9 protein-coding genes are annotated in these 13,430 nt (G+C 72.2%); 2 read left to right on the plus strand and 7 right to left on the minus strand.

Annotation, left to right across the window (positions count from 1 at the left end; genetic code table 11):
• Positions 1 to 1,194 precede the first annotated feature (1,194 nt).
• Positions 1,195 to 1,884 (plus strand): HU family DNA-binding protein, encoded by a 690-nt coding sequence (locus ACZOOI_RS39125; protein WP_465281568.1) that lies wholly within the window; start codon positions 1,195 to 1,197, stop codon positions 1,882 to 1,884.
• A 392-nt stretch (positions 1,885 to 2,276) separates the two neighbouring features.
• On the opposite strand, the gene ACZOOI_RS39130 is transcribed toward ACZOOI_RS39125, so the two are convergent.
• The 7 genes from ACZOOI_RS39130 to ACZOOI_RS39160 all read right to left on the minus strand — a co-directional run bounded on the left by ACZOOI_RS39130 (position 2,277) and on the right by ACZOOI_RS39160 (position 12,165).
• Positions 2,277 to 3,344: a PI-PLC domain-containing protein gene (locus ACZOOI_RS39130; RefSeq protein ID WP_465281569.1), complete on the minus strand. Its 1,068-nt coding sequence runs from the start codon at positions 3,342 to 3,344 to the stop codon at positions 2,277 to 2,279.
• A gap of 60 nt (positions 3,345 to 3,404) precedes the next feature.
• The gene (locus tag ACZOOI_RS39135) at positions 3,405 to 4,766 is read right to left on the minus strand and encodes a lanthionine synthetase C family protein (RefSeq protein WP_465281570.1); all 1,362 of its coding nucleotides are present in this window, start codon (positions 4,764 to 4,766) and stop codon (positions 3,405 to 3,407) included.
• Positions 4,759 to 7,914, minus strand: a complete 3,156-nt coding sequence (locus tag ACZOOI_RS39140) for a lantibiotic dehydratase (RefSeq protein WP_465281571.1) — start codon at positions 7,912 to 7,914, stop codon at positions 4,759 to 4,761. The genes ACZOOI_RS39135 and ACZOOI_RS39140 overlap by 8 nt, the downstream gene beginning before the upstream one ends.
• Positions 7,915 to 8,113: 199 nt before the next feature.
• A complete protein-coding gene (gene lanA, locus ACZOOI_RS39145) occupies positions 8,114 to 8,290 on the minus strand; it encodes an SCO0268 family class II lanthipeptide (protein ID WP_391585621.1) in 177 nt (58 codons plus the stop codon).
• 447 nt (positions 8,291 to 8,737) lie between these two features.
• Complete coding sequence (locus ACZOOI_RS39150) at positions 8,738 to 9,409, minus strand: hypothetical protein (protein ID WP_465281572.1); 672 nt, start codon at positions 9,407 to 9,409, stop codon at positions 8,738 to 8,740.
• A 61-nt stretch (positions 9,410 to 9,470) separates the two neighbouring features.
• Positions 9,471 to 10,718 carry a cytochrome P450 gene (locus tag ACZOOI_RS39155; protein ID WP_465284140.1) on the minus strand — a complete coding sequence of 416 codons (1,248 nt, stop codon included), beginning with the start codon at positions 10,716 to 10,718 and terminating at the stop codon, positions 9,471 to 9,473.
• 88 nt (positions 10,719 to 10,806) lie between these two features.
• The gene (locus ACZOOI_RS39160) at positions 10,807 to 12,165 is read right to left on the minus strand and encodes a glutamine synthetase family protein (RefSeq protein ID WP_465281573.1); all 1,359 of its coding nucleotides are present in this window, start codon (positions 12,163 to 12,165) and stop codon (positions 10,807 to 10,809) included.
• 181 nt (positions 12,166 to 12,346) lie between these two features.
• Between ACZOOI_RS39160 and ACZOOI_RS39165 the strand changes: the two genes are divergently transcribed.
• A complete protein-coding gene (locus ACZOOI_RS39165; RefSeq protein ID WP_465281574.1) occupies positions 12,347 to 13,153 on the plus strand; it encodes an acetoacetate decarboxylase family protein in 807 nt (268 codons plus the stop codon).
• The last annotated feature ends 277 nt before the right edge of the window (positions 13,154 to 13,430 follow it).

Raw genomic sequence — 13,430 nt, forward strand, 5'->3', positions numbered from 1 at the left:
ATTCCGCTTTCGGCGGGTTGTGCGCGGCCGAAATCGGCCTGGAACGCCTCGACGCGCTCGACGTGCGCCGACCCGACCCGACCCGGCCCGTGCCCAGACCGGGCGGCCCGCGCTCGGTCTGTCCGCGAAATCGAGGGCTCGTCCGGATCGGCGGCGATTTCCCTGGCACGCGCGGAGGATCCGGTGTGGCGAAGGGCGGATCCGCTGCGACGAAGGGCGGATCCGGGGCGGATCGACCCGATTCGGCCCCTCCACCCGCCCGTCGAAGCCCTCGTGGGCCCTCCCCATCGGCCGTCGGCGGCCGCGGAATCCGCTTTCGGCGGCCCTGATCCGCCCTCGGCGTCGCCCGGATCCGGCTTCGCCGGTGCGATTTCCCGTGTTCCGGCCTCGGATCGGCCCTTCCGGCGGGCAGATTTCGCGAGCACGAGCCCCCGGACGGCCCGATTTCGCCGACTTCGAGCCCGGGTCGGCCCGGTGACGGCCGAAATTGCCACGGCCAGGGCTGTGATCGGGCCCGGTTCGGGAGATCTGGAGCGGCCGTTGTGCAGGGCCGTCTGCGCCCCCGACATACCGCCCGCCTGGTTGCCCCCAGCACCCATTATTGGGCATTCGTGCACGTCAACGGCCCTGCGCGCGGCGCCTCGGTGTCGGAGATCGAGGGTCGATTCCGCCTTCGGACGGAGGCCGGTCGCAATGCGCCGGCGGGAGCCGCACGGAGTGTCGGGCGGTCGATCGATTGCGGGTCGGCTTCGATGAGTTGCCGGCGGCTCGGGGCGCGGATCACGTCCACGGACGGACGTTGCCACGCCGAATGTGCGAAATCCGTTCGGCGGAAGCTCGCGTCGGCGAGTATTTCCCGATTACCGCACCTGCGGAGGCCGCCGCCGGGCCACGGGCAAAGCCGGCCCGGAGCGCCTCGGGCCTTGCGCCACAAGGGGAAACCGCCCCTCGGTGGGTCAACATCGGGACCGGACAGGAGGATTTGTCGAGCGTTTCGCGGATCCCCGCGTGGGCCCTCGTCGTTGATCCAAGGGGGTGTTTCGGGCGCGTCTTTGCCGCGGTTCGAAATGCCCCCCGTGTGACGGAGAGTTACAGTCATGGAAATGGGTACTGGCGCAACGGCGTTCGACCCGATCGGTCGGATGGTCCGGCCGGTCGAAACGATCGGTACCCCCGCACCACGAAAGGCATCTCATGAACAAGGCACAACTCGTCGAAGCCATCGCCGACAAGCTCGGCGGCCGGGCTGCGGCCGAGGAAGCGGTCGACGCGGTCCTGGACACCATCATCCGTTCGGTCGTCGCCGGGGACCGCGTCTCGGTCACCGGCTTCGGCTCGTTCGAGAAGGTCGAGCGCGCCGCCCGGTACGCCCGTAACCCCCAGACGGGCGAACGGGTTCGGGTGAAGAAGACCTCGGTGCCGCGCTTCCGCCCGGGCCAGGGCTTCAAGGACCTCACCGGCGGCACCAAGAAGCTGACCCGTGGCGAGACCGCGATCAAGAAGGCTTCGCCGGGCACGGTGACCGGTGGTACCACCGTCGCCGGCAAGAAGGCCGCGGCCAAGAAGACGACCGCGAAGAAGGCGACGGCCAAGAAGACCACCGCCAAGAAGGCGACCACCCGGGCCACCACCGCGGCGAAGACCGCTGCTCCGGCCCGCAAGACCACGGCGAAGAAGGCCGCCGCCAAGACGACCGCCGCCAAGAAGACCACCGCCGCGAAGTCGACGGCGGCCAAGAAGACCACCGCGAAGAAGACGACCGCGAAGTCGACGGCGGCCAAGAAGACCACCGCCAAGAAGACGCCCACCACGCGCAGCACGCCCGGTCGCAAGACGGCCGGCGCCAAGCGCGCGACGGGCGCTCGCACCGCCAATCGCGCCTGAGGACCACCCGGTCGGATGCGATGGTCGGACCGCCCGTGCGGGGCGGTCCGACCGGGGTGCCGGATCGGAACGCCCCGAGGGTCCCGCCGGAGCGTTCCGACGGCGGACCGACCGGCACACGCGCCGTGCCGCCGGTCGCCCCGGCGTGCGTCGGAATCCGCCGGATCATGCCGGATCACGCCGGATCACGCGGGATCACGCCGGCGACAACGGGGCCGGCCGCGGCCCGGGCCCGCCCCGCGCGCCCGCCTGCCCCCGCGCCGGCCCGCCCCGTGCTACCCGGGTTCGCGCCTGCCTGCCCCGCGCCACGGGCCCGCCCCGCGCCCGCCATGCGCCCCGGGCCCGCTCCACGCGACCTCGCCCGGCCCTCGGCTTCCGCCGCCTGCCGCCGCTCAGCCCCCGTTCAACTCGCCGACGATCGATGCCGGGCTGTGCCCGCTCCCGTCGGATTGCCGATGGAAGTCCACCGCGACGAAGTTCGGATTCCGCCCCGCCGCCGTTGCGCATTGTTGTGCGATGCGATTGCGCAGCTTGGTCCCGTTGTCCAGGGCGGCGGTCCCGATCGTCGGCACATTGCGGAAGTGGCTCATCGCGAACAACCGGCGAAAGCCCGGTTCGGTCCGGTTCAGCGGGATGTCGGACCATCGGCTGGTGCAGGCCAGATCGTTGCCCAGGTCACCCAGGCTCCAGTAGTTCTGCACCGTCCAATCCCGGTCGTACATCACACCCAGACCCTCCTTGCCGGGCTTGTCGGAGAACAGCAGCAGACGCTTGTCCGCGGTGACCATGTCCGCCACCCTGGGCCAGCCGTTGTTCCGCACGCCGGCGGTGTCCGGCCGAAACAGCAGATCGGGCAGCCCGCGCACCCGCTCCAGGGACCGACGGAGCCGGTCGGTGTCCACGTAGTCCTCCAGGAACACGGTGACCACCTCCAGCGGATTCGCCTTCAGGAAGTCGACCACCGTCTGCATCGTCCCGGCGAGGCTCTGCCGGGGCAGCGCATAGGTCACCCCCGCGAACGCCTTGCAGTCCCCGTGACACAGGTACACGTCGCTCGGGTAGCAGTCGCTGCCGAAACTGATGATGCACAGGCCGGTGCTGTGCTCGTACCAGTGCGTGTCGAGCATCAGCCCGCGTACGCCCCGGTCCAACTGCCCGCGCACCGACTCGGACTGGTTGACCGAGGACCAGCGCGAGTCCTCGTAGTTGGTGAACGAGTTGTGCGTGGTCAACGAAGTGACCTGGTCGAGCCGGTCGTTGCCCCAGCGTTGCTCCGCGGCGGTGAGGGGTGCCGCGGTGGCCGTGCCGGGGAGGGTCGAGGGGACGAGGGCGGCCAGGAGCGCGAGCACCACGATCAGGAGGCCACGTCCGGGCCGGCCGAAGGAGCGCAACCTGCTGTGGTGTCGGGGTCGTTCCCGGGATCCGGGGGAGGCGGCCGGTGTGCCGCTGGAAGAGTCCATGGCAGGGGAACGTACTCGCAACCGGCCGCGTTTTGACCCCCGTCGACCGCCCGGCCGCAATCACGCCACCAGGAGCGCCTGATCCCAACCGGCCAGCACGCGGCCCTCGGCGTACGCGTCCAGGGCGAGCGCGACACCCGCCGCGCCCTCCAGGAACGCCGGTACGTCCACGCCCTGCGGGACGCGGGTCATCGTCGAGCGGAAGCCGAAGCGGTACTCGTCGTGATATTGCGACAACACCAGCGCGGTCAACTCGTCCCGAACGGCGGGCAGTCGGGCGTCGTCCAGGTGTTCGCCCAGCAGGCCGAGCAGGTGCAGCAGCCCGCCCCAGCCGTGACACAGCGCCGGATCGTCGATGCCCCACTTTGCGATCGGCGTGCCGAGCAGGCCGGTGAGCGAACGGCGGGTGAGCTCGTGCCAGTCGGGCCGATCGAGGGCGAGCGCCGCCAACTGCACGGCACGGGAGACCCCGGGGGCGCCGTAACACCAGGACGGGCGCTGCGCCGGGGCATCCGGGTCGGGTGCGGTCGCCCACTGCTCCAGGGTTCGAAACGCCGGCCACCACAGGGCGTCGCCGGTGGGGACGGCGCACTCGGCGAGCAGCGCCACCAGTTGTTCGATCGCGGCGCGTTGCCCCGGTAGCCGTACGTCCGCACGCCAGGCCAGCGCGAGCAGCGCCAGCGGTCCGGCGATCCCGTGCGACAGGCCCAGGTTGAGATGGCCGGCGGGCATCTCCACCTCCTGGCCCAGCTTGGGCGCGGCCAGGGTCCACCAGCGCGGCACCCGCCGGCCCCGATGCAGGATCTCTCCCTCGGCCAGCCCGACCAGATAGGACAGCACCATCCGCAACTCGTCGCCGTCGGCGTCGCGGGCCAGCAGGTAGCGGCCGACTCCGCTCAGCCCGCGGACGGTCTCGAACTCGCCGTTGGTGGTGAGCGGCGTGTTGGTGCGCGGGCGCGGCAGCGCCGCCCGGACCACCCGGCGCTGGTGCTCGTCCATGCGGGCCAGGGCGTGCACATACCCGCCGGTCGCGCGGTGGGCGACCAGCGTGGCGAACGCGACCGAGCCCGGCCCGGTGAAGATGCCCGCCGCCGGAAAACGCTCCGCGGCCAGTACCCCCATCGCCCTGGCCAGGTGCGCGTGCGCGCGGGCGGCGTGCTCGGGCCCGCGCGGGGTGCTGCCGCTGAAGGCCAGGGAGACGCCCGGGAATCCGCTGGACAGCGACAGGTCCACCCACAGCGGTTGGTCGTCGCCGTCCCAGGACATCTCCGCCAGGACGGCGGTGTCCGCGGCGACCGCAGCCGGTTCGGCGAGCCGCTCCAACACCCGCGTCACCATCGCCCGCGCCCGGTCGGCGAAGCGGGGTTCGGTGGGTGCGCCGACCGTGGTCGTCGTCGTGCCGTCCTGCGCCGGCTCAGCCATCCCGCTCGTTCCTCTCCCGGTCGTGTGCGCCCTCGCCGGTCCCGGAACCGGCGCCCGCGGCCCCGGGGCCGGTGGCGCCCGAGTCCGCCGCCGCGGACCTTCCCGAGGCGTGCGCGAGCCGGCCCAGGTGGTCGCTCGCGATCCCGCGCAGGAGGGCGTAGCCGCGCTGTTCGCCCGCCCGGTCGATGCCGAGCAGTCGGTTGTGCTGCATGTGCAACAGCCCGAGCACGGCGTTCTCGTGCGCGGCGCCGGCCGGTCGGCGGCCCGCGTCGGACAACACGATCGCGCCGTACGCGCGGCCGTACTCCGGCCGTGTCCACAACCGGGCCAGCGCCGGGACGCCCAGCCGTTCGCCGACCGCCGCGGCGGTGTGTCCGGGGCGGATCAGCTCCCGGATCAGCGCCCGATGTCGGCGGAACGCGCTCTGGTCCGGGTCCTTGACGAACGCGTACCGCACCCACGAGGGCCAGTCCCAGTCGCCCAGACTCTCCAGGAGCAGTGCGTGGTTGACCGCGATCAGCACCTCGTCCGGCACCGTGAGCGCACCGCTTGCGCGCAGACGCAGTTGGGCGATCGCCGACCTGCTGTCCAGGGTGAACAGGCGCTCCGCCGCCGCCAGTGCGTTCGGCCCGCCGTAGCGCCGGGTCTCCGGCTCGTACACGTCGAGTGCCATCGTGCGGATCGCACCCACGTCGCGCATGGCCCGTACATGCCGGGCCAGTTCGGGCAGCACGCGGTCGCGCAGCGAGGCCGGGGCGCCGTGCAGGCGGATCCTGATGTGCGGGTCCGGGTCCAGGTATCGGATGAAGAACCAGCGGTCGACGTGCTCGCCGACGTCGGCGAGCAGCGCGGGCAGGTGCACCCGGAGCAGTTCGTCGTGGGTGTCCGGCGTCGCGTACAGCTTTGCGAACAACCAGTCCTCGCCCGGCAGATGGTAGGCGGCGGCGGACTCGACGAGGGGTTCGGGTACGGCCGGGGCGGTCGCGGGCAGCGCCCGAGTCGCGGCGCGGCGGGTCAGCGGGACCACCACCTCGGTGCTGTGCCCGTGCGCCCAGCCGAAGCCGCGGCCGTCCTCGCTCAGGTCCTCCAGCAGCGCGATCCGGCCCCGGCGCACCTCGTGGCGCAGCAGCGTGCGGTGCCAGGGCAGGGCCAGATCCACGCCGTACACCCGGTCCCAGTGCACCACCTGGACCCGGTCCGGCACGCCGTAGCGGTCGCTCCATTCGCGCAGCGCGCGGTCGAACTCGGGCGGGTCCTCGGCCGCCGCGCACATCGCGCGGTCCGGGGTCCAGCGTTTGGGTGCGGCGACGACCCGGCCGAAGGTCACCCTCGGCAGCAGCGGCAGCGCCTCCAGGCCGGTCCAGTCCCATCCGGTCCAGGTCCGGGACCGGCCGAAGACGATGTCCACCATCAACCGGACCACCTTGGGCGCCTCGCGATCGAGGGCCAGCATGTGCGGCACCACGGGCATCACCCGTTGCCCGGTCCGGGGCAGGATCAGTTGCAGACCTGCCGGGCCCACTCCCACGAGCAACTCGCGCCAGTCCAGGCTGTGCGGGTCGCGCCGATCGGCGTACACCCCGACCGGGATCTCGTGCGGCAGCAGGCGCGGTACCTGGATCATGTTCAGCGCGCGAGCGGTGTGCGGCCGGAACGAGATCTGGGCGGGCACCGCGTCGGCATCCGCCGCAGCCGCCACCAGTTCGGCCAACTGCGGGCTGCTGTCCGTGAGTTCGGCGAAGCGCCCGGCCATCGAGCCGGCCACCCAGGAGCCCGCGTGCGCAGTGCCGACCAGCGTGAAGCGGCCCTGGTCCAGTGCGGCGGCGTCGGGCGCCAGGAGTTGAAAGCACAGGTCGAGCGAGTTCGGCGGCGCGGCGGGTTCGCCGCCCTCGGGCTGCGCGGTCCCGGCGAGCAGTTCGATCAGGTCCGGGGTGAGCCGCAGTTCGCCGTCCTCGCGCAGCAGCGCCTCCTGGACCAGTTCGGCGACCAGCACCCGCCGGTCGCGGCCGGGTCGGTAGCCGGTCGTGGGTTGTTCGCCCGGCGCCAGGCGGTCGCCGTAGCCGGTCGGGAAGCCCAGGCCGCGGTGCGGGTCCACGAGTTCGGCCAGCGGGACCGTTCGGGTGGTGCCGTACCGCTCGATGAACCGATTCCGGTAGTCGCGCATGTGTTCGTGGGTGACCCAGGCGTCCGACAACGTCCACATCGCGTCGGCGTAGGCGCTCGCCTCCTCGCCCACGGCTCGGGGCAGGGTGACTTCGGCGTCCATCCGCAGGTCCACCTGCACGGGTGGACGGGCGGCGTCCGCGTGCGGATCGACCAGGGCCATCAACCGGTGCCAGGGCTCGGTGCCCTCGCCCGGTCGGGCCTTCTCGTATTCGCGCACCGCGCTGCGTGTGGCCCGGAACTCGGCGGCGACAGAGGGCAGTTCCTCGACGGCGGTGTCGATGCGATCGAGCAGTGCGTCGTCGAGCCGGTGCGGGGTGATCGAGCTGAGCAGGAAGCCGTGTCGCAGCAGTTGCGCCACCGAGGCGTCGAGCCGGTCGCGGGGTGCGCCGGGGAACGCCTCGGCGGCTCGATCGAGCAGGGTCCGGTACGGGACGGGGTGCGGGGCGGCCGCGCGGATGTGCGCGACCAGTGGGCTGTGCCGCACCGAGATCTCCCGCTCGGGGCCGGACAACACGAGCCGGTCGCCGCGCACCCGGCACAGGTCGTTGAGCACCACGTCGACGCGCCGGCGGACCTCGGGCGCGGCGAGCCAGGCCCGGACCTGCTCGTCCAGCCGGCCGGCATCCGGGCGGACCGCCTTGGCGCCTGGGCCGTGCACCCGCACTCGTGCGGCTGTTCCCAGGTGGGCGGTGGTCACGCCGGCGAACAGGCCGAACGGGGTCGGCCGGCCGCTCATCCGCAGCGCGTACCGGGTCACCGACAGCGCGGTGCCGGTCAGCCGCTTCGCGCCGAGGTCCACGCCCGCGTCGAGCCGATCCAGGGCGGCGGACAGGCTGCCGCTGGCGACCCGTACCGCCTCGCGCAGCAGCGGGTCGGCGATGAGCCGGCGCAGCCCCTCGGCGGTGTGCGCGTGGGCCGTGTCCGGAGCCGGTTCGGCGTGCCGGGGACCCGAGTCGGTGCCGGCGCGCGGCACGCTCGCCATCCGCACGAAGACGGGGCCGGCCGGTTCGTATCGGTTGTCTCGCGCGTCGTCGCGTCCCGCGCCGGGACCGTCGACGTGCCCAGGATTCCGCTCGGAGTGTCGCACCGTGTTCCGCACCGACCCCATGCCCGTGTGACCGGCTCTCGCCGAAGGATGACACCCGGGGGCGGGCGCAACCGCCCGCCCCCGGACTTGCAGGTCAGGCGCAGCAGAGCGGACAGCGCGACTGCACGCCGTACGTGCTCGGCGAGGTCCAGCCGCCGGCCGCACCGAAGTCGGCCGCCTCGAGCTCGCCGTCCGCGATGCGGACGTCGAGGTCGAAGTCGGCGAAGTCGCGCGTCTCGGTGGTTTCTTCGAGCAGAATCTTGTCGTTCATGACAACTCCCGCGATATCGGTCGCAGCGCTTTGGTGGGTGCCGCGAATCCAGGAGATCTGTTTGATCTCGGGGAGGACGCTAAGCGTTGGATAGGCGGCCGACAAGAACGATTACCAGCCATCCGCGCCGGCTGGAAATCTCCCTGTGGAAAGCGCAATCAGGCTCCTACCCTGCAAGGATGCCGAGCGGGTGCGGGCCCGCCCGGCGTCTTCACGAGGGGGTCGCCTGCGTCGTGACGGGCCGGGAGGTGAATCCCGGTTAACCGATTTCGTTGGCATCTTCTGCGTCGAGAACATTCCGCGCGGCAATTTTTCGGTGCGTGCCGCAGCGTCCCGCGGAATTCATTCGAATGAGCCGCCCGGCGCTATTCGGAAATGATCTTCGAGAGTGATCTTCGCTTCGGTTCGATGCCGTGGTGCGGAGTGTCGGGTCCGGGTCCGCCCGCATCACCCGCCGGCACGCGGCGGGTGGTTCAGCGGGGCGCCGTCCCCGACCGGCGGCAGATCGCCACGCTCGACCGGGGTGTGCGCGGTGGTCGGCGCCGAGCGCGGCGCGGAGGTGCCGGACGCCGGGGGCATCGGGCGGGCGGCGGACGGCTCGACCGGGCGGGCGGCGAGCAGCGCCGCGTACAGGGTGGCCCGCTCGACCTCCTTCGGGTCGGCCCACACCCGCACGACCATGCCGTTGCCGGCGCGGGTGTAGGTGTGCTCGGCCGACGTGCTGCGGTACCACGCGGTGCGGTCCGCCACGCACGTCTCGCCCGCCGGCGGATTCGGCCCGCAGTCCGCGGAGTTCGGGTCGCCCGCGTCCACGCCGAGGTGGATCTGCCGGCCCTGCGCCGATACGTAGACCGCCTGGAAGCCGCTGTCGCCGTACACCGCGACCGATTGCGGCGCGAGCACGTAACCGGGCACGTCGGTGACGTGGACGAACCGGGGCTCGACGCCCGCGGGCGGTGTACCGGCGGACCCGGGGTCCCCGGTCGGCCGGCTCGCGCCCGGGGGGTGCGGGCCGCCCGAGCCGGCCGCCGGGCCATGGCCGGCCTCGGTGCTCCCGCACCCGACCAGTAACAGTGCCGCCGACAGTACGACCCCTGCGGTGGGTCCACGCGTGTCCATGCGGCGCACCCTAATCGACGGCCCGGACGCCGCCGAGGTCGCCGCCGGTCGGACGGCGGGTTCAGGCCAGGGTCACCGTCACCGGGAGTTCCTTGATGCCGTTGACGAAGTTGGACCGGACCCGGCGTACCTCGCCCGCGAGCCGGATGTCGGCGATCCGGGGCAGGAGTTCCTCGAACATGATCCGCATCTCCAGGCGGGCGAGCGCGTTGCCCAGGCAGAAGTGCGGGCCGCCCTTGCCGAAGGTGACGTGGTCCACGCCGCGGCGGGTGACGTCGAAGTCGTACGGGTTCTCGAACACGGCCTCGTCCCGGTTGCCCGAGGCGAACCACAGCACCACCTTGTCGCCCTCGCGGATCGACCGGCCGCCCAGTTCGGTGTCCCGGGTCGCGGTGCGGCGGAAGTGGTAGACGGGGGAGGCCCAGCGCAGGAACTCCTCGACCGCGTCCGGCATCAGCGCGAGGTCGTCGCGCAGCAGCGCCAGCTGCTCCGGGTTGCGCAGCAGCGCGAGCATCGAGTGCGAGATGGCGTGCCTGGTGGTCTCGTTGCCGGCCACGACCAGCAGCAGGAAGTAGTTGTCGAAGTCGTGCTGCGACAGCGGAACGCCGTCCGAGGGGGTCTGGTTGACCAGCCGGCTGACCAGGTCGGTGCCGGTGCCGCCACGCCGTCGGGCGGCCAACTCCCGTCCGTACGCGAAGACCTCCAGCGAGGCGGGACTGCGGAAGGGCAGCTCGCGGTAGCGCTCGCTCTCCGCGCTCTCCAAGAGCACGTCCGCGTAGTCCGGGTCGGTGTTGCCGATGATCCGGTTGCCCCAGTCGATCAGCCTGCCGGTGTCCTCGCCGGGCACGTCCAGCATCTTGGCCAACACGTTGATCGGGAAGTCGGCGGCGACCTCGTGCACGAAGTCGAAGGTGCCCTTGGCCAGTACGTTGTCCAGGGTGCGTGCGGTCAGTCCGCGCAGGAACGTGCCGTAGTCGGCGATCGCGCGCGGGGTGAACTGCTTCTGGAGCAGCCGGCGCAGCGCGGTGTGCCGCAGCCCGTCCGTTTCCAGGAGCGAGCGGCGGATGGCGATCTGCGAGTCGTCGACCTCCTCCAGGTTGGTGAACCGCGAGGAGGTGAAGGTCTGCGGGTCGCGGTCGACCGCGACGATGTCCGCGTGCCGGGTCAGCGCCCAGAAGCCGCTGTTGGGGGCCGCTTCGGGCTGCCAGTGCACGGGGTCCTCGCGGCGCAGCGTGTGGAACATCCGCCAGGGCGTGTCGCCGTCCAGGAAGCGGTCGTTGTCGGCGAGGTCGATCTCGTCGAGCGGCATCGGCTCGGGGACCGCGGAGGTGGTGGTGCTCACGAAGGCTCCTCGCGGGGGATCGGCCGGGTGCGCGGGTGCGCCGGCGCGGGTGGACTCACAGGTGGTAGGCGTACTCGGTGAACTCCCAGTCGGTGACGTGCCGGCGAAAGCGGGCGACCTCGTCGCGCTTGTAGGTCGTGAACGCGTCGGTGAACCGCGCGCCGAGCAGCGCGGTGAGTTCCGTGTCGGCCTCGAACGCGTCCAGTGCCTCGGCCAGGGTCGCGGGCAGGATCGGCGCCTTGGCGGCGTCGTACCCGTAGCCCTCCAGCGGCGGCGGCGGGCTCGCCTTGTCGCGCAGTCCCAGGTGGACCGCGGCGAGCACGCCGGCGACCGCCAGGTACGGGTTGGCGCTCGCGTCGCCGAGCCGGATCTCCAGGCGGGCGCCGGCGCCGCGCTCGGGCGGGATGCGGACCATCGCGCTGCGGTTGTCCAGGCCCCAGTCGATCAGCCAGGGCGCGAGCGTGTCCGGGCCGAACCGCTTGTACGAGTTGATCGTCGGGTTCAACAGCGCGGTGAGCGCGGGGGCGTGGGCCAGGACACCGGCGATCGCGTGGTGTGCGGAGGGGGACAGGCCGTGCGGGCCGGCCGGGTCGTCGAAGGCGTTGGCGCCGTCCGCGTCCAGGCAGCTCAGGTGCAGGTGGAAGCCGGAACCGCCCTCGTCGTTGAAGGGTTTGGCCATGAACGTGGCCAACCTGCCCTCCAGGCGCGCGAGTTCCTTGATCGCGGCTTTGAAGCGGAAGGCCCGGTCGGCGGCGTCCAGCGCGTCGGAGTGGTCGAGGTTGATTTCGAACTGGCCGGAGCAGTACTCGTGGTTGCCGGTGGTGGCGCCGATGCCCAGCGGACCGAGGCTGCGCAGGGTGCGCAGCAGGTGGCCGTCCGGGTCGCCGCGGCGCCCGGCCACGTAGACGTTGCCGGGCGCGTCGCCGTACCGCCGCCAACCGCCCGTGCGCTGCGGGTCCGGTTCGCACAGGAAGTACTCCAACTCCGGTCCGATCACCGGCCGCAGGCCCACCTCGTCGGCCATCCGGGCCAGCACGTCGCGCAGCAGCGAGCGGGGCGCCTCGGCGGCGGGGCGTTGGCCCGCCGGGTCCGTGGTCTCGCCCAGGCACCACGCGACGCCGGGCTCCCACGGGATGTCGACGAGGGTGTCCAGGTCGGGGTGGACGCAGATGTCCGGCAGTCCGACGTCCATGCCGCCGGCCACCGGCACGGTCTCGCCGCGCGGGGTGGTGTGGAAGACCGCCCGGCAGAACGCCAGACCGTGTGCGCACACCGAGGGCAGGTGGTCCACCAGCACGTCGCGTCCGCGATCGGTGCCGATCAGGTCCGGGTAGGCGATCCGGACCACGTCGATGCCGCGTGCCTTGAGGTCGGCGACGACGGCGTGGGCCCGGTCCGCTTCGGATGGATTCACCGGATTCTCCTCGCACAGGACGGGCGACGGCGGGCGGCCGATTCGTTTGAGCCCAAACCATATGGACGTCGCAGACGTCGCACAAGGGGTTGAGGGCAAGGCTTTGCGTGCGTGACAACGCACTGCGGGAGGCATATCGTACGGACCCAAACGATTGACCGGGTTCGCAGAGGGAGGCGCCATGACCGGCGTACACGGTTTCTTCCATCCCAAGACCGGCACGGGCCGGTCCTCGCTGATCCCGGCACCGCCGTGGTCGTACTCGGGCGACCTGCTCACCGTCGAATACCGCACCGATCCCGCGCGGGTCGCCGAGCTGCTGCCCCCGCAGTTGGCGCTCGCCGAGGAGGACCCGGGTGCGGTGGCGCTGATCTGGGCCGACTGGCAGTCCTGTTCGACCGGCCGCGCGGAACTGCTCGATCCGGTGCGCGCGCAGTACAAGGAGTGCTTCGCGGTGGTGCGCTGCCGGTATGCGGGGGTGACCTACTCGCGTTGTGTGTACATCTGGGTCGACAAGGACTTCGCCATCGCGCGCGGCCTGCACCAGGGGTATCCGAAGAAGCTCGGCTCGATCCACCAGACCCGGCCGCACCCGTACGGCCCGGCGCCGCGGATCGAGGCGGGCGCGAGGTTCGGCGCGACCCTGGCCGCCGCCGACCGCCGGTTGGCCGAGGCCGTGGTGACGCTGCGCGAGCCGTCGCCGACCAACGGCTTCGTCAACGGGCACCCGATGGCCCACCACCGCTGGTTGCCGTCCATCGAACCGGGCCGGGGCCCGGCGCTGGACGAACTCGTGGCCACCGGCGCCGAGTCCGCCGAGGGCGGGCAGACCTGGACCGGCGACGCGGAGTTGACCCTGTTCGAGGCGCCCACCGAGGAACTGGCCCGACTGGAGCCGGTCGAGACGATCGGCGCCTACTACCGGCAGGTGGGTGTGGTCTGGAACGGCGGCACGCTCCTGGAGAGCGGCGGTTCGGGCGCGGCATAGCAGGTGGCGACCCACGCGTCAGGGCCCCGGGCCGGGGCCCTGACGCGTGGGTCGCCGGTCAGCTCCGGCCGCGCCTGATGCCCGCGTACTCGCCCGGCCGGGCCGCGCACCACGAAGAAGACGATGTGTGCCACGCCGAGCGAACCGCGCGCGGGGGCGGCCGTGGGGTCGGTGGTGCCGTTCGTCGACGCTTGTCTGGTTGCCATGCCCGGCGCCTCCGAGGGGCGGGAACCCATTCGTTTGGGCCCGTACGATCTGGGGTGCCGCTGATCGTACG

It is taken from the genome of Embleya sp. L77 (assembly GCF_055557415.1).